General features: G+C 66.7%; 19 protein-coding genes. 9 read left to right on the plus strand and 10 right to left on the minus strand.

Annotated features, from left to right (window positions below; translation table 11 throughout):
* Positions 1–3: 3 nt before the first annotated feature.
* From nudB to PK606_RS04130, 4 genes are all read left to right on the plus strand, one after another.
* Complete coding sequence (nudB, locus tag PK606_RS04115; protein ID WP_324560997.1) at positions 4–480, plus strand: dihydroneopterin triphosphate diphosphatase; 477 nt, start codon at positions 4–6, stop codon at positions 478–480.
* Positions 477–1247: an endonuclease/exonuclease/phosphatase family protein gene (locus tag PK606_RS04120; RefSeq protein WP_324560999.1), complete on the plus strand. Its 771-nt coding sequence runs from the start codon at positions 477–479 to the stop codon at positions 1245–1247. Before nudB ends, PK606_RS04120 begins: the two co-directional genes overlap by 4 nt.
* Positions 1248–1317: 70 nt before the next feature.
* A complete protein-coding gene (folE, locus tag PK606_RS04125; RefSeq protein WP_324561001.1) occupies positions 1318–2043 on the plus strand; it encodes a GTP cyclohydrolase I in 726 nt (241 codons plus the stop codon).
* Between the two features lie 2 nt (positions 2044–2045).
* Entirely contained in the window at positions 2046–2468 is a 423-nt protein-coding gene (locus tag PK606_RS04130; protein ID WP_324561003.1) for a BLUF domain-containing protein, read from the plus strand.
* A gap of 48 nt (positions 2469–2516) precedes the next feature.
* On the opposite strand, the gene PK606_RS04135 is transcribed toward PK606_RS04130, so the two are convergent.
* From PK606_RS04135 to PK606_RS04150, 4 genes are all read right to left on the minus strand, one after another.
* Entirely contained in the window at positions 2517–4217 is a 1701-nt protein-coding gene (locus PK606_RS04135) for a SulP family inorganic anion transporter (protein ID WP_324561005.1), read from the minus strand.
* 149 nt (positions 4218–4366) lie between these two features.
* A complete protein-coding gene (locus PK606_RS04140; RefSeq protein WP_324561006.1) occupies positions 4367–5692 on the minus strand; it encodes a sulfatase family protein in 1326 nt (441 codons plus the stop codon).
* Positions 5693–5732: 40 nt separating this feature from the next.
* Complete coding sequence (locus tag PK606_RS04145; RefSeq protein WP_324561008.1) at positions 5733–6695, minus strand: Bug family tripartite tricarboxylate transporter substrate binding protein; 963 nt, start codon at positions 6693–6695, stop codon at positions 5733–5735.
* 45 nt (positions 6696–6740) lie between these two features.
* Positions 6741–7709 (minus strand): Bug family tripartite tricarboxylate transporter substrate binding protein, encoded by a 969-nt coding sequence (locus PK606_RS04150; protein ID WP_502920784.1) that lies wholly within the window; start codon positions 7707–7709, stop codon positions 6741–6743.
* 94 nt (positions 7710–7803) lie between these two features.
* On the opposite strand from PK606_RS04150, the gene PK606_RS04155 reads away from it, so the two are divergent.
* Entirely contained in the window at positions 7804–8289 is a 486-nt protein-coding gene (locus PK606_RS04155) for a MarR family winged helix-turn-helix transcriptional regulator (RefSeq protein WP_324561010.1), read from the plus strand.
* A gap of 40 nt (positions 8290–8329) precedes the next feature.
* Here PK606_RS04155 and PK606_RS04160 read toward each other — a convergent pair whose 3' ends face one another.
* Both PK606_RS04160 and PK606_RS04165 read right to left on the minus strand, forming a co-directional pair.
* A complete protein-coding gene (locus PK606_RS04160; protein ID WP_324561012.1) occupies positions 8330–8707 on the minus strand; it encodes a glycine zipper domain-containing protein in 378 nt (125 codons plus the stop codon).
* A gap of 107 nt (positions 8708–8814) precedes the next feature.
* Positions 8815–10293, minus strand: a complete 1479-nt coding sequence (locus PK606_RS04165) for a sensor histidine kinase (RefSeq protein WP_324561014.1) — start codon at positions 10291–10293, stop codon at positions 8815–8817.
* 74 nt (positions 10294–10367) lie between these two features.
* Here PK606_RS04165 and PK606_RS04170 point away from each other — a divergent pair, with 74 nt between their 5' ends.
* Positions 10368–11000: a response regulator gene (locus PK606_RS04170; RefSeq protein ID WP_324561016.1), complete on the plus strand. Its 633-nt coding sequence runs from the start codon at positions 10368–10370 to the stop codon at positions 10998–11000.
* 42 nt (positions 11001–11042) lie between these two features.
* Here the strand turns inward: PK606_RS04170 and PK606_RS04175 are convergent, their stop codons facing one another.
* The 4 genes from PK606_RS04175 to gpmA all read right to left on the minus strand — a co-directional run bounded on the left by PK606_RS04175 (position 11043) and on the right by gpmA (position 14668).
* A complete protein-coding gene (locus PK606_RS04175; RefSeq protein ID WP_324561018.1) occupies positions 11043–11435 on the minus strand; it encodes a response regulator in 393 nt (130 codons plus the stop codon).
* Between the two features lie 142 nt (positions 11436–11577).
* Positions 11578–12339 carry a HesA/MoeB/ThiF family protein gene (locus PK606_RS04180; RefSeq protein WP_324561019.1) on the minus strand — a complete coding sequence of 254 codons (762 nt, stop codon included), beginning with the start codon at positions 12337–12339 and terminating at the stop codon, positions 11578–11580.
* Positions 12340–12372: 33 nt separating this feature from the next.
* On the minus strand, positions 12373–13806 hold the full coding sequence (locus PK606_RS04185) for a S41 family peptidase (RefSeq protein WP_324561021.1): 1434 nt from the start codon (positions 13804–13806) through the stop codon (positions 12373–12375).
* Between the two features lie 118 nt (positions 13807–13924).
* On the minus strand, positions 13925–14668 hold the full coding sequence (gene gpmA, locus PK606_RS04190; RefSeq protein WP_324561023.1) for a 2,3-diphosphoglycerate-dependent phosphoglycerate mutase: 744 nt from the start codon (positions 14666–14668) through the stop codon (positions 13925–13927).
* A gap of 150 nt (positions 14669–14818) precedes the next feature.
* Here gpmA and PK606_RS04195 point away from each other — a divergent pair, with 150 nt between their 5' ends.
* The 3 genes from PK606_RS04195 (at position 14819) to secB (ending at position 16113) form a co-directional block, all read left to right on the plus strand.
* Complete coding sequence (locus PK606_RS04195; protein ID WP_502920786.1) at positions 14819–15205, plus strand: rhodanese-like domain-containing protein; 387 nt, start codon at positions 14819–14821, stop codon at positions 15203–15205.
* 79 nt (positions 15206–15284) lie between these two features.
* Positions 15285–15548, plus strand: a complete 264-nt coding sequence (gene grxC / locus PK606_RS04200; protein WP_324561027.1) for a glutaredoxin 3 — start codon at positions 15285–15287, stop codon at positions 15546–15548.
* 112 nt (positions 15549–15660) lie between these two features.
* Complete coding sequence (secB, locus tag PK606_RS04205; protein ID WP_324561028.1) at positions 15661–16113, plus strand: protein-export chaperone SecB; 453 nt, start codon at positions 15661–15663, stop codon at positions 16111–16113.
* The last annotated feature ends 7 nt before the right edge of the window (positions 16114–16120 follow it).

Genomic DNA, 16120 nt, shown 5'->3' on the forward strand with positions numbered 1-16120 from the left:
GCAATGCTGGAAGTCCGACGCTACAAGATCCCGAAATCGGTGCTGGTGGTGATCCACACGCCGGCGCTGGATGTGCTGCTGCTGCGCCGCGCGGATACCGACGCCGAGTTCTGGCAGTCGGTCACCGGCAGCAAGGACAGCGAGGATGAGCCGCTGCATTTGACCGCCGTGCGCGAGGTGCGCGAGGAAACCGGCATCGACGCGCGCTGCGACGACTGCTGCCTGACCGACTGGCAACTGGAGAACGTGTACCCGATCTATCCGCGCTGGGCGGCGCGTTACGCGCCCGGCGTCACGCACAACACCGAGCACGTGTTCGGCCTGCGGGTGCGGGCCGGGATCGGCGTGCGGCTCGATCCGCGCGAGCACACGCAGTACGTCTGGCTGCCCTGGCGCGAGGCCGCCGACCGCTGTTTCTCGCCATCGAACGCCGAGGCTTGCCTGCTGCTGCCGCAGTTCTCCGCCGGGGGCGCGGCATGACGACCGGTCCGGTGCTTCTCGATGACCGCCCCGCGGTGCTGCGCGTGGCCACCTACAACATCCACAAGGGCGTGCAGGGCCTGGGGCCGACACGCCGGCTGGAGATCCACAACCTGGGCCTGGCGATCGAGACGCTGGACGCCGACATCGTCTGCCTGCAGGAAGTGCGCTCGCTGAACCGGCGCGAAGCCGATCACTTCAGCGGCTGGCCCAAGCTGCCGCAGGCCGAGTACCTGGCACCGGAAGGCTACGAATCGGTCTATTGCACCAACGCGATCACCAAGCACGGTGAACACGGCAATGCCCTGCTGTCGCGCTGGCCGATCATCGGGCACCGGCACGAGGACATGTCCGATCACCGGTTCGAGCAGCGCGGGCTGCTGCATGTGGAGGTGCAGATCGCCGGTGTCAGCGTGCACGTGATCGTGGTGCACTTCGGCCTGATGCCGGCCAGCCGGGTGCGCCAGACCGACCAGCTCAAGCGCTACATCGCGCGCGAGATTCCACTGCAGGCGCCGGTGGTGGTGGCGGGCGACTTCAACGACTGGGGCACGCGCGTGCGGCGCCTGCTGCATATGGATTCGCTGGAGGTGTTCGAGGGGCCGCGCACGCTGACCTACCCGTCGCGCTTTCCGGTGGCGCAGCTCGACCACATCTACGCGCGCGGCATGCAGCCGCTCAGCCTGGCGGTGCCGCGCGGCCGTGTCTGGAGCCGCATGTCCGACCACCTGCCGCTGATCGCCGAGTTCCAGCTGGCGGCCTCATGAGCGCCGCCGACGGCACCGCGGCTGGCCGGCCCGGCTTGCCGGGGCATTGCTGCTACCATCGCGCATTCTCATGAAGCCGCAACCCGACCTGCCCGCCACCTGCGCCGACGCCGACGAGGGCACGCCCGTGTCGGTCAAGATCCGTGAGCGCATCGAGGCCGCGCGCAAGCGTTTCAACGCCAACGACAACATCGCCGAGTTCATCCAGCCGGGCGAACTCGAGCAGTTGCTCGACGAGGTGTCGGGCAAGATGCAGGGCGTGCTGGACAGCCTGGTGATCGACACCGACGGCGACCACAACACCGCCGATACGGCGCGCCGCATCGCCAAGATGTACCTGAACGAGGTGTTCAAGGGCCGCTACCGCCAGCCGCCCACCATCACCGAGTTTCCCAACGCCGAGCGCCTGAACGAGCTGATGATCGTCGGCCCGATCACCGTGCGCTCGGCCTGCAGCCACCATTTCGTGCCGGTCGTCGGGCAGCTCTGGATCGGCGTGATGCCGAACGAGCACACCAACGTCATCGGCTTGTCCAAGTACGCGCGCCTGGCCGAATGGATCATGAGCCGGCCGCAGATCCAGGAGGAGGCCGTGGTGCAGCTGGCCGACCTGATCCAGACCAAGACCAAGCCGGACGGCCTGGCGCTGGTGATGCAGGCCACGCACTACTGCATGGCCTGGCGCGGCGTGAAGGACCTCGACAGCAAGATGATCAACTCGGTGATGCGCGGCGTGTTCCTCAAGGACATGAACCTGCGGCGCGAGTTCCTGTCGCTCATTCCGAAGAAGGCTTGACCATGCTTGTCCGCCTGCTCTACACCAGCCGCGCAGTCGACCCGACGCAATCGGCCATCGATAGCATCCTGAACTCGGCCCGCCAGCACAACCACGAGCAGGGCGTGACCGGCATTCTGGTCTACGGCGGCGGCGTCTTCATGCAGGCCATCGAGGGCTGGCGCCAGGTCATCAGCGACCTGTACGGCACCATCCAGCGCGATCCGCGCCACACCGACGTGATGCTGCTGCACTACGAGGAAATCCTCGAGCGCCGCTTCGGCGGCTGGACCATGGGCCTGGTCGATGTCGGTCGCGTCAATGCCAGCGTGCTGCTGAAGTATTCCGAGCGCGCGGAACTCGATCCGTACACGGTGTCGGGCAAGGTCTCGATGGCGCTGCTGGAAGAGCTGATGGCCACCGCCAGCATCGTCGGCCACGCCTGATCGCACCGCTTCCCGCGCGGTGGATGCCGCGTACCCGGCTATCCCGTTTCAGATCGCCGCCGCCGGCAGGTCGGCGGGCAGGGGATGGCTTTTCTCGGCCAGTTTCTTCAGCGCGGCAACGGCTTCGGCGTCGGTCCGATAAAGCTGCAGCAGTGGATGCGGCGCCAGCGCGCCGACCGCCTGCAGCACTTGCTCCACCGGCAGCTTCATGCCGCTGATGTGCAGCGTCACGCGGCGCTGCTGCAACTGCGTCATCAGGCGCGCAAAAGCCTCGGCGCCGGTGGCGTCCATGCGGTTGATCGGTTGCGCGAGCAGGTAGACATGGCGGGTCGATGGATGCGCCGTCAGGTATTCGGTCACGTTGCGTTCGAACTGGCTGGCGGTGGCGAAGTCCAGCGCCGCGTCCATGCGCAGCGCGTAGGTCAGCGGCGCCAGCGCCGGCAACTGCCACAGGTGGCGGTCGCGCAGGCTGCCGTCGGCGTGCAGGCCGACCTCGATGATGCGCGGATGAAGGCGCTGGTAGAGGAAGTACGACAGCGCCATCAGCACCCCGGCCAGCACGCCCCAGTAGAGCGCCGGCGCCGCAGCGATGGTGATGACGAAGGTGATCGCCGCGATGCAGGCCTCGACGCGCGAGATATGCCACAGCCGCAGGAACTCGCGCGGCTTCAGCAGGCCGACCACCGCCGCGACGACGATGGCCGCCAGTACTGCCTGCGGCACATGGCGCAGCACGGGCGTGAACACCAGCAGCGCCGCCAGAACCACCACCACTGAGAACACCGTGGCCCAGCCGGTCTGCGCGCCGGCATACAGGTTGAGCGCCGAGCGCGAGAACGACGAACTGGTGGCGAACGCGCCGGAAAAGCCCGAAACGATCTTGGCCAGGCCCTGGCCGATCAGGTCCTGGTCCTGGTCCCAGCGCTCGCCCTTGCGCTGGCTGTCCACCTTGGCGCTGGCAGCCGTTTCCAGAAAGCTCACCAGCGTGATCACCAGCGTCGGCAGCACCAGTTGCCCCAACATCTGCCAGCCCGGCCAACCGGGCAGGTAGGTGGCGGGCAACCCCCCGGGAAGCGGGCCGACCACGGCGACGCCATTGGCTTCCAGCCCCATCGCCCAGCTCAGTGCCGCCGCGGCCACCACGATGACCAGCACTGTTGGATAGGTCGGCCGCCAGCGCCGCGCCAGCATCAGCAGCGCCAGCGCCACCAACCCGAAAGCCGCCGCTACCCCGTGCAGCGATGGCGTCTGCAGCATCTGCGCCCAGCCGACCCGAAAGCCCAGCAGCGCCGGGAGCTGTGAGCTGATGATCAGGATTGCCGCCGCCTGCGTGAACGCCATCAATACCGGCGAATTCACCAGGTTCAGCAGCCAGCCGAAGCGTGCTGCGCCCAGCACCACCTGCAGCCCGCCCGACAACAGCGCCAGCCACACCGCCAGTTCCACCCACTCAGGGCTGGCCGGCGTAGCCAGCGGGCTGAGCGAGGCGTAGATGAGCAGGCTTGTCAGCGCAGTCGGCCCCACCGACAGGCGCGCCGAAGCCGAGAAGAGCACCGCTGCCAGCGCCGGCAGCATCGAGGCGTAGATGCCCGTCACCAGCGGCATTCCGGCCAGTTGCGCGTAGGCCACGCCCTGCGGGATCACCATCAAGCCGACGGCGAGCCCCGCCATGGCTTCGCCACGCAGCAGCGCCGCCGAAGGGCGCGGCCAGCGCAGGAAGGGCAGCAGTCGCTCGATTCGAGGGGGCATGGGGTAGCCCGTAGTATGGCAGTGGCGGGCTAAGGATCAGGCAGTGCCTGGGCAGTGAAGCGGTGGCGGCTCCAATCCGCCGTTGCCTCGGGTCCGGAGGACGAAACTCCTAGTCGGCGGTCACATGGGCTTTGTGCGTGGCGCGGCCATCAGCGCTGCGGCATGTCCTTGGCGCCATAACCGAGGCTGACCGACGCGTCCGCCGGGATGGCGGGCATGCTGGCGTCCCAGGCTTCCCAGGCCGCGCGCATGGCGCCCAGCCGGTCGGGGTGGTGTGGACCCAGGTTGGCGCGCTCGCGCTCGTCCCGTGACAGGTCGAACATGTAGTCGTGGCCATCCACGCGCAGGTACTTCCAGTCGCCATCGCGGTGGGCGCGTTGGCTGCGGTGGTTCATGCGCCAGAACAGCGGGCGCTCGAAGCGGTGTGCAGCATCATCGAGCACCGGCAACAGCGACACGCCGTCGAGCGGGTAGTCCGGATGAGCGGCGACGCCGGCCGCGTCCAGCATGGTGGCCGACCAGTCCATGGTCATGCAGTGCTGGGTGCTGGTGCCGCCGGCGGCGATGCGCCTTGGCCAGTGGGCGATCCAGGGTACGCGGATGCCACCTTCGGTCAGGTCCATCTTGCCGCCCACCAGCGGCCAGTTGTCGGAAAAGCGCTCGCCGCCGTTGTCGCTGGTGAACACGATCAGCGTGTCGTCCAGCAGGCCCAGGGTGCGCAAGGTCTCGACCAGGCGGCCGATGCCTTCGTCCATGTGGTGGATCATGCGGCGGTAGGTGTGGATGTTGCCGCCGTGCAGGTGGAACAGGTTGTCCTTAAGTTCCTCGGCCAGCGCCGCATCGTCGCGCGTCTCCCACGGCCAGTGCGGCGCGGTGTAGTGCACGCTGAGGAAGAACGGTGTGCCGGCCTGGGCGCCGACCCCCATGCGCTGGATGTAGTCGACCGAGCGATCGGTGATGAGGTCGGTCAGGTAGCCTTCCGCATGGTGCTCGGCATCACCCAGGTACAGGTCATGCGTGCCGTTGTTGCTGCAGTGGGTGAAGTAGTCGACACCGCCGGAGATCGGGCCGAAGAATTCCTCGTAGCCCGACTTGAGCGGCCCGAACACCGGCGGGTAGCCGAGGTGCCACTTGCCCATCAGCGCGGTGCGGTAGCCGGCGTCCTTCAGCAGCGAGGGCAGGGTCGGATGCTCGGGCGGCAGGCCGAGCGTGGTGCTGCCCTTGGACTTGCTGTTGATGGGCTCCTCGGCGGCGCCGCGCAGGCGGTACTGGTAGCGCGCGGTCATGAGGCCGAAGCGCGTGGGCGAGCACACTGGCGAGTTGCTGTAACCCTGGGTGAACAGCATGCCTCGCGCAGCCAGCGCGTCCAGCACCGGCGACACCGGTCCGAACTCGGCATCGCGGCCGCCGTAGCAGCCCAGATCGGCGTAGCCGAGGTCGTCGGCAACGATGAAGATGATGTTGGGGCGCGTCATGGCTGTCCTCGTGCAATCCGCCAGTGTTGTGATGCGGCTTTCAATCCACCTTCATTCCGGTTGCCTGGATGATGCGGCCGTAGTGCCGTGACAACTCGTCAAGGCGTTTTCTTGCCGCGGCGCCGGTCAGCCCTTCATAGAACAGGTCGAGGCCTTCCAGCCGCTTCTTCACCTCGGGTCTTGCCAGCGTTTCGGCGAAGGCCCGCTGCAGGATCTGTACCACGGGTTCCGGTGTCGCTGCCGGCAGCATGGCGATGTAGAGCACCTCCTGCTCCAGACCTTGGTGGCCGGCCTCCGCCACGGTGGGCACCTCGGGCGCCAGCGTCGAGCGCTGCCGGCTGGTGACAGCCAGGGCGTTGATCTTGCCCGCCTTCACGTGGGGCAGCATACCCGGCGTGGCGAGCACGCCGCCGTTCACTTCGCCGGCAAGAATGGCGGTTACCGCTGGTGTGTTGCCGCGGTACGGCACATGCGTGATCTGCATGCCGGTGGCTTCGTGGAACAGTTCGGCGGCCAGGTGGCCGGGACTGCCGGCACCGGCAGAACTGAAGGTGACGGCCGTGGTCTTGCCTGCCTTCACCATGTCGCCCAGCTTCTTGAAGCCGGTAGCAGGATGTGCGCCGACCAGCAGGCCGGAAGAAGCCATCACCATCAGCGGCTTGAAGTCGTCCGGCTTGAACGACAGTGACTTGTAGATGTGCGGGTTGACGGTGAACGTGGTGTCGATGCCGATCAGGATGGTGTGGCCGTCCGCCGGACTGCGCGCGACTTCGGCGGTGCCGATGTTGCCTGCGGCGCCGGCCTTGTTCTCGACCAGAAAAGGCTGCTTCAAGCTCTGCTGCAGCACATCGGCGACCGAGCGCGCGATCATGTCCGAAGGGCCGCCGGGGGGAAAGCTGTTGATGATCTTGACGGGCTTGGAAGGAAAACCTTGCGCGGATGCGACGAGGCTGGTCGAGGCAGCGATGAGAGCTGCCGCAATGCTGCGAAAAACGCGGTTCATACGAGGGCGTCGGATGGGGTATGGGTGGATCGGGAAAAGCGGTGCTCAGGGCTGGTAGCCCGACTTCTGCACGACCGGCGCCCATTGGGCGCGATAGATCTTCAGCATCGCGGCGGTCTGCGTGGCGGTGCGGCTGATCGGGGCCGTCTTGGCGTCGCCGAACCTGCGGCGCGTATCGGCGTCGCTCATGACGTCGCGGATCGCTGCGCTCAGGCGTGCCGCCTGTTCAGGCGGCATGCTGCGGGGGGCGAAGAACGCGTTCCAGCCGGTGGCGACCAGGTCGAGCCCGGCTTCCCTGTAGGTCGGGATGTCATCGGCAAACGGCGAACGCCTGGCGCCCGAGCTGGCCAGGATGCGCAGCTTGCCGGCCTGGTGCTGCGGCAGCAGCGTGTCCAGGGTGTCGAAGGCCACCGGAATCTGGCCGCCGATCAGGTCGGTGATCAGCGGAGCCGAGCCACGGTAGCCGACGACCTGCGCCTTGACCTGCGCCTTTCCGCCCGTCATCAAGGCAAAGAAGTGCGGCAGGCTGCCGGTGGCCGGCACGCCGAAGTTGGCCTGCTCCGGGTTGGCGCGCAGCCAGGCCAGCAGGTGTGTCAGGGCCTTGACGGGCACGGCGCTGGAGACCGCCAGACCGAACTCGTACTCGCTCACCTGCGAGATCGGCTGGAAGTCCTGGTCCGGGTCATAACCGTTGTCCTTGAACACCAGCGGCGCAACCACCATGATGGCAGGGTTGGCCAGCAGCAGCACGTTCTGCTGCGCACCTGCGTTCTTGAGTTGTTGTGCGGCCAGGCGACCGCCGGCGCCGGTGCGGTTCTCGACCACCACCGTCTGGCCCAGGCGGGGCCCGAGCTTGTCGGCCACCAGACGCGCTGCCCGGTCACTGGAGCCGCCCGGTGCATAGGGCACGACCAGGCGCAGCGTCGTCTCGGATTGTGCGTGGGCGTGGCTGCCATTCATCAGCCAGCCGACGCCTGTCGCGCCGGCGCCCAGTAGCACTTGTCTGCGGTCCATCGGGAATCTCCTTGTGGCAGCCTGAAGCAAAGGATGGCACTGTAGGAGGCACCGGATGAATTGACAAAATCAACTGTTCTCGGGAATTTCCCTAATGCCGACCAATCGTTTGATCCAACCCAAGACGCTGGACGACATGTTGCTGTACCAGCTTTGGGGCTTGCAGGCGGCGGCGGGACGGATGGTGGTGCGCCTTTGCGAAACCGAGTTCGGCATCAGCCGCAGGGAATGGCGCGTGCTGGCGCAACTGGCCCGCCATGAGGGGCTGTCTTCTTCAGCACTGGCCGAGCGTGCCAGTCTCGACCGCGCGCAGACTTCACGTGCGATCGGACGACTGGCGGCCAAGCGCCTGCTCACGCGGGCACCGCGCCAGGGCAACCGGCGCGAAGTACTGCTTCACCTGACGGACGAAGGCAGAGCCGTTCACGCGGCGCTGCTGCCGCGTGTGGCCAGCATCAACCGCGAGGTGCTGTCGGTGCTGAATGAAGCGGAGGCGGCCGAACTTGAACGACTGCTGCACCACCTGCGCCAGCAGGCGGACCGCATGGTGGCAGGCACCCAAGAGCAGCCCCAGCGGTAGATGCTGGATGCCAGCGAGCGGTTTGAGTCGCTCGAAGAGATCAGTGGCGACGGCGACCCATCAGCAGCGCCACCACGGCGCCGGCTGCGGCGGCGATGGCCATGGATTTGAGCGGCTGCTCCTGCACGTAGGCGCTGGTCTTGTCGCTGTACTGCTGGAATTTGTCGCGCGCGTGAGCGCCGGTCTCGCTGGCCGCGGCCTTGCCGCGCGCGGCCATGTCGTGCACGCGGTTGGAGATGGCATCGATGGCCGGCTGGACTTCCTCGCGCAGCGAGCGGACCTTGGCGTCGGCCTTGTCCAGTGCCTCGTTGGCGTAAAGGCGCGCGGAATCGACGGTGCGCTCGGCGCTGTCGGCGATTTTCTCAGTGGCGCTGTGGGCGCTCTCGGTGATCTTTTCGACGGTGCTTTGCGTGTTCATGGGTGACTTCCTTTCGTGGCGTGGTGACGCCGTGGGATGAGGGGTGGCAATGAATGTTCGATCCGGAATCTGGTGAAGAGTTTCTGTCACGGCAGCCGCCGGCCGCATCAGTTGGGTGCTGCGGAAGCTGTCGGTGCCGTCTCCTCGCCCGCGTAGGATTCCGCTGACAGCGACATGGCGGCCATGGCATCGGCCAGCGCGCTCTGCTTCTTGGCGCTGCCGCGCGGGATGGTGCCGGTGATGCGCGCGCCGCGTCCGGGGCCAGCGTTGATGTCCAGGCGGCCGCCGCTGGCCTCCACGCGGTGGCGCATGCCGAGCAGGCCGTGCGAGGCGTTCGGCAGCTTGGCGGGATCGAAGCCGACACCGTCGTCGGTCACCGAGACTTCGACGTGGTAGACGTAGTTCTTGAGCGTGACCATGACCTTCTTCGCCTGCGCGTACTTGCCGATGTTGGTCAGGGCCTCCTGCACCACGCGGTAGATCGTCAGCTCGCTGGCGTCGTCCAGATCGACCGGCTCCAGCGCGGTATCGACCTTCAGCGCCGCGCGGTCGGCGAATTCGCGGCACAGGATCTCGAGCGAGGCCACCAGCCCCAGGTTGGACAGCGACGACGGCCGCAAATCCTCGATGATGCGGCGCTTCAGCGCGATGCCCTGATTGAGCGTCGCGGTGAGGTGCTGCAGCCGTTCGAGCAGGTCATCGGCATCCTTGGGAACCCTGGACTTCAGGCGTGCGACGTCCAGCTTGGCGGCGGTGAGCAGGGCGCCCATCTCGTCGTGCAGTTCGCGCGCCAGGTGGGCACGCTCGTCCTCCACCGCCTGCTGCAGGTGCGTCGCCAGTTCGGCCAGGCGCGCCGTGCGCTCGCGCACCTGCGATTCCAGCGCGTCGCGTTCGGCTTCGAGCAGGTCCTGCTGCTGTGCATCGGCCTTGCGCATGGCGCGGATCTGGTTGACGTAGAGGAAGAATGCGAAGAAGGCCGCCAGTACGCCGGCGGCGAGTCCGAAACGCGATACGTTGAGCAGGCGGTAGAGTTCCGCGCGCCTGCCTGCGATCAGCGATTCGGCCTGCGTGCGCAGCGCATTGGCCTGCAGCTGGAACGCCCGCATCTGCTCCAGCCCGACGTTGGACGTGACGACGAAGTTGACCACTTCCGGCCGGTCTTCCTGGCGCATGCGCACCGTCAGCGCCATCTCGCCGATCTTCTGCGACAGCAGGCTGGAGAAAGTCGCCATGGCGGCCGATTCGGCCATGGCAGGCGGCGTGTCGGTGCTCAGTACCCTGAGCAGGCGCTCGATTTCCGTCAGCGCCGCGTTGTAGGGCAGCAGGTACTCGCGATCGCCGGTGAGGATGTAGCCGCGCTGGCTCGATTCGGCTTCCACCAGCCCGCGGCTCAATCCATCGACCGTCAGGCGGGCGCGGTGCGCCTGCTGGATGTTCTGCATCGCCTCGGTGGTGCGGTGGTGTGTGCTCTCGTTGAGCCAGATCATGGCCAGTGCACACAGCGCTGCCACGATCAGCGTGACGCGCAGCGACAGGGGCCGCAGCTTGCGCACCGAAACGTGTTGGATGGATGGCAGGGCGAGCATGGTGGCAGGAACTAGAATGACTGCGCGGCGCCGCGACCGGCGCCGCAGCGTCGCAACTTATTGTAGGAAGCATCGTGATCAGAATCGGCATCGTCGACGACCACGCCATCGTGCGTTCGGGTCTCAAGCAGTTCTTTTCCGAGCATGTCGATCTGCGCGTGGTCGGCGAGGCCGCCAGCGGCCGCGAGGCGATCGACCTGGTGCGCACGACCGAGATGGACGTGCTGGTGATGGACTTGTCGATGCCCGGCCAGAGCGGCATCGATGCGCTGGCCATGATCCGCGCCAAGGCGCCCGACGTCGGCATCCTGATCCTGTCGGGCTACCCGGAAGAGCACTACGCGATGAACCTGATCCGCCAGGGCGCCAGCGGCTACCTGAACAAGGAATGCGAGCCGAGCGAGATCGTCGAGGCGATCCGCACCATCGCGCTGGGCAAGCGCTACATCACGCCGTCGGTGGCCGAGCTGCTGGCGCAGCAGCTCAATCGCAAGAACGACGCGCTGCCCCACGAGCAGTTGTCGGAGCGCGAATTCCAGGTTTTCCTCAAGCTGGCCAAGGGGCAGACCGCGGGCGACATCGCCGAGTCGCTGTCGCTGTCCGTGAAGACCGTCAGCACCTACCGCACCCGGCTGATGGAGAAGATGGCGCTGAACTCCAACAGCGACCTGACCTACTATGCGCTGAAGAACAAGCTGATCGACTGATCCGCCTGACGCCGTCCGGCCTGGTTCGTCCATGATCGGCACTCAGTGAGTGCCGCTGCCAAGATCCAGGCAGAAGTCGATCAGGGCATCGATGTCGGTGGACTTGTCGAATACCGCGTCCACCCCCAGTTCCTTGCAGCGGACGCGGATGTCGGGCGTGGCGTAGTTGGTGAGCACGATCACCTTCTGCGCCGGATCGCGGTTGCGGCAGGCCTGCAGCACGCCGAGGCCACTGCCCTGCTTGAGGAACAGATCGACGATCGCCAGATCCCATTGCCCTGCGTTCTGGGTCAGCCAGTGGCTTCCCTGCTGCTCGGTTTCGGCAAAGCCGATCGACGCGACGCCCCCGAGTTCCTCGAGCGTGGCGACGAGGTTCTCGCGAATGGTGGGGTTGTCTTCGACGATATATGTTCGCACGGAATTGCGACCAGCCATGGCTACTTCAAGTCACTTGTTCTGCGGCAACGCGCGGCGACTTGAATGCACCGCGCTGCCGAAATCGGAATTGCCTTGCAGTGTAGGCAGCACCGCTCGCTCGACGTGACAGTGCTTGCTCCGGTGCGATGTAGGACAAAGCCTACAGCGCCTGCGCGGCCTGGCCGCAGACGCCGCAAGCCGGCTGGCGCTTCACGCGGACGTCGCTGAATTCGGCGCGCCGCGTGTCGATCATCAGCAGACGGCCTGACAGCGGACGGCCGATACCGCACAGCAGCTTCAGCGTCTCGGCTGCCTGAATGGTGCCGATGATACCGACCAGCGGTGCGAACACGCCCATGGTGGCGCAGGCCACTTCCTCCACGGTCTGGCTGGGCGGGAACACGCAGGCGTAGCAGGGCGAATCGGGCTGGCGCAGGTCGTACACCGAAATCTGGCCGTCGAAGCCGATGGCGGCGCCGGCCACCAGCGGTTTGCGATGCCGCACGCAGGCGCGATTCAGCGCATGGCGGCTGCCGAAGTTGTCGCTGCAGTCGAGCACGATGTCGGCGCCGCCGACCAGTTCGTCCAGCAAGGCCTGGTCGGCGCGCCGGGCGATGGTGTGCACCTGCACGTCGGAGTTGATCTCGGCGATCGCCTGGCGCGCGGACTCGACCTTGGGCATGCCCACGCGCGCTTGCGTGTGCGCGATCTGGCGCTGCAGGTTGGTCAGATCGACCGCATCGTCATCGACCAGGGTGATCCGGCCGACGCCGGCACTCGCCAGGTACAGGGCTGCCGGCGAACCCAGCCCGCCGGCACCGAGAATCAGCGCGTGCGCAGCGAGCAGCTTCTGCTGGCCCTCGATGCCGATATCGTCAAGCAGCAGGTGGCGCGAATAGCGCAGCAGTTGCCGATCGTCCATCACCTGCTGTCCACCGCCGGCCAGCGGCGGCGCTTACTCCGTCTTCGGCTCTTCCTTGCGCTCGACCAGGGTCTTGCTGACCTTGACCGGCTGGCCCTTGAGTTGCAGCAGCGCCTGCTGCAGCGGGAAGTCCTTGGCACTGCCGTACTCGGGCGGACGGCGCTCGGATGCCGGCTTGCGCGATTCTTCCTCGAGCCGCTTGAGTGCCGCTTCACGCTCCTTCTCGATGGCCGGGTCCTTCTGCTCGGCTTCGCCGCCGCCGAGGTGCTTCTCCAGGTCGGCCTCGCGCATCCGCAGCACCGCGAACGGGCTGCCATCGGCGGTGTCGTCGACCATGACGTCGGGCACGATGCCCTTGGCCTGGATGGTCTTGCCGTTCGGCGTGTAGTAGAGCGCGGTGGTGATCTTCAGCGCGGTGTCGGGGCCGAGCGGACGCACCGTCTGCACCGAGCCCTTGCCGAAGGTCTGGCTGCCCATCACGACCGCCCGCTTGTGGTCCTGCAGCGCGCCGGCCACGATCTCGCTGGCCGAGGCCGAGCCCTCGTTGACCAGCACCACCATCGGTACCGTCTTCAGTGCCGCCGGCAAGCGCTTGAGCGGGTCGTGGCCGCGCCGGCGCAGGTAGTCCTCGGGTCGGGCCTTGTAGATCGCCTTGCTGTCCTCGATCTGGCCGTTGGTGGATACCACCGTCACGCCTTCCGGCAGGAAGGCGGCCGACACCGCCACCGCGGCGTCGAGCAGACCACCCGGGTCATTGCGCAGGTCCAGCACCAGACCCTTCAAGTGCGGTTCCTGCTGGTAGATGGCTTCCAGCTTGGTGACGAAGTCGTCCACCGTGCGTTCCTGGAACTGCGACAGGCGGACCCAGGCGTAGCCCGGCTCGACCACCTTGGCCTTGACCGACTGGGTACGGATCTCCTCGCGCACGATCGTGACCGGAAAGCTGCGGTTCTCGTCCCGGCGCAGGATGGTTAGGATGACCTTGGTGCCGGGTTCGCCGCGCATGCGCTTGACGGCTTCGCTGAGCGTCAGCCCGCGCACTGCGGTGTCGTCGACGCGGGTGATCAGGTCGCCCGGCTTGAGGCCGGCACGGTCGGCCGGCGAGCCCTCGATCGGCGACACCACGCGGATCAGGCCGTCTTCCTGCGTGATCTCGATGCCCACGCCGACGAATTTGCCGGTGGTGCCCTCGCGGAATTCCTTGAACGACTTCTTGTCGAAATACTGCGAGTGCGGGTCCAGGCTGGAGACCATGCCCGAGATGGCGTCGGTGATCAGCTTGCGCTCGTCCACCGGCTCCACGTAGTCGGACTTGATCATGCCGAACACGGCGGCGAGCTGCTGCAGTTCTTCCAGCGGCAGCGGCGCCATGGTGCCGCGCGCCACGGTCTGCAGCGACACCGTGGTCAGCGCACCGGCCAGCGCGCCTACGGCAATCCAGCCGGCGATCTTGGTTCTCTGACTCATGGTGTGTGACTTCCTTGCGACACGGTCGCTCAATATACCCAGATGTTGCCTGCTTAGGGCGCGCGCGATGGATCGAAGTTCCGCATCGGCCGGGGCTTGTGGCGCCTTGCCGTGCTGCTCAGGCCTTGCCCTGGCTGGCGACGGCCGCTGCAGCCCGGGCGATGGCTTCGGCGTCACCGAGGTAGTAGCTGCGGATCGGCTTCAGCTCGGCATCCAGCTCGTACACCAGCGGAATGCCGTTGGGGATGTTCAACTCGACGATGTCGGACTCGGAAACGTCGTCCAGGTACTTCACCAGCGCCCGGATCGAGTTGCCGTGCGCCGACACCACCAGGCGCTTGCCGGCCCGGATGGCGGGGGCCATCGATTCGTTCCAGAACGGCAGCACGCGCTCCACGGTGTCCTTGAGGCATTCGGTGAGCGGCACCTCGCCAGTCTGCAGCCGGGCGTAGCGCGGATCGTCGCGTTCCCAGCGCGGGTCGTTCGGCTCCAGCGCCGGCGGCGGGATATCGTAGCTGCGGCGCCAGATCAGCACCTGGGCATCGCCATGCTTCTGCGCGGTTTCGGCCTTGTTCAGGCCTTGCAGCGCGCCGTAGTGGCGCTCGTTCAGGCGCCAGTGCTTGACCGTGGGCAGCCACAGGCGCTGCATCTCGTCCAGTGCCAGGTGCAGGGTGCGGATGGCGCGCGTCAGCACGCTGGTGTAGGCGAGGTCGAAATCGTAGCCCTCGGCCTTCAGCAGGCGGCCGGCCTGCCTGGCCTGCTCGACGCCAGTCGGCGTCAGATCCACGTCGGTCCAGCCGGTGAAGCGGTTTTCGAGGTTCCAGGTGGATTCGCCGTGGCGGATCAGGACGAGCTTGTACATCGGAGGCGGCAGACGAGAAGGCAATAACCGCCGGCAGGCGGGCGAAAACCCGTCATTCTAGAATCCTTACCCTGCAGGGGTGCGGTGGCGCCCGCTGAATCGAATCACATTGGAAGGATATTGATCGTGGATTTCCTGCTGGCGAACTGGATGCTGATCCTGGTGGCGCTGATCTCCGGCACCATGCTGCTGATGCCGATGCTGCGTGGCGGCGGGGGTGCGGCCAGCGTCACGCCGGCAGGGGCGGTGCAGTTGATCAACCGCGAGAAGGCGGTGGTGATCGATGTCTGCGAGCCGGCCGAGTACCAGGCCGGCCACGTCGGCGGCGCCAAGAGCATTCCACTGGGCGAACTGGAGGCGAAGCTCCCGGGCGTGGTGAAGAGCAAGGCCACCCCGCTGGTGCTGGTGTGCGCTTCCGGCATGCGCTCGAATCGGGCGGTGGCGATCGCCAGGAAGCTGGGTTACGAGAAGGCCCAGTCACTGTCCGGTGGCCTGAAGAGCTGGCGCGAGGCCAGCCTGCCGATCGAGAAGACCTGAACGATCACGGCGCCTTCGGCGCGGCGCCCGTGTGCGGCGACCGTGCTCCCCAGAACCCGGAAGAAAAGAGGAAACGGTCATGCAAGCCGTGAAGATGTACGCCACTGCCAGCTGCCCCTATTGCATCCGGGCCAAGCAGATCCTGCATGCCAAGGGCGTCGAGCAGATCGACGAAATCCGCGTCGATCTGGAGCCGGCCCAGCGCCGCGTCATGATGGAGATCACCGGCCGCCGCACGGTGCCGCAGATCTTCATCGGCGCTACCCATGTCGGCGGGCACGACGACCTGGTGGCGCTGGACGAGCGTGGCGAACTCGATCCGCTGCTCGCCGGGCGGCCCTGAGCGCGGCGCAGGCCGGCTGCCACTGGGCCAGCGGGGATAATGGCGCCATGAGGGCGCGCGATTCCGGCGCCTGCCCGGAGCTTTTCCAACCTTTGCCTTAAAGAGAAATCACATGGCCGACACCGATCCCGTGTTCACGATCCAGCGCGTCTACCTCAAGGAAGCTTCGCTGGAGCAACCCAATTCGCCCGCGATCCTGCTCGAGCAAGAGCAGCCCGAAGTCGAGATCAACCTGGGTGTGAACGCCGAGAACGTGGCCGAGGGTGTGTTCGAGATCACCGTCACCGCCACCGTGCAGACCAAGATCCAGGACAAGACCGTATTCCTGTGCGAGTGCAAGCAGGCCGGCATCTTCGAGATCCGCAACATCCCCGAGGAGCAGATGGGCGGCGTGGTCGGCATCGCCTGCCCGCAGATCGTCTATCCGTACCTGCGCGGCAACGTCGCCGACCTGATCCAGCGCGGCGGCTTCCCGCCGGTGCACCTGGCCGAGATCAACTTCCAGTCGATGTACGAGCAGCAGCAGCTCGCGCAGCAGGAAGGCGCGGCCGCCGTCACCCAGTAAACCTGCC

The sequence above is a fragment of the Ottowia sp. genome, assembly GCF_035444425.1.
Taxonomy (GTDB): Bacteria; Pseudomonadota; Gammaproteobacteria; order Burkholderiales; family Burkholderiaceae_C; genus Ottowia.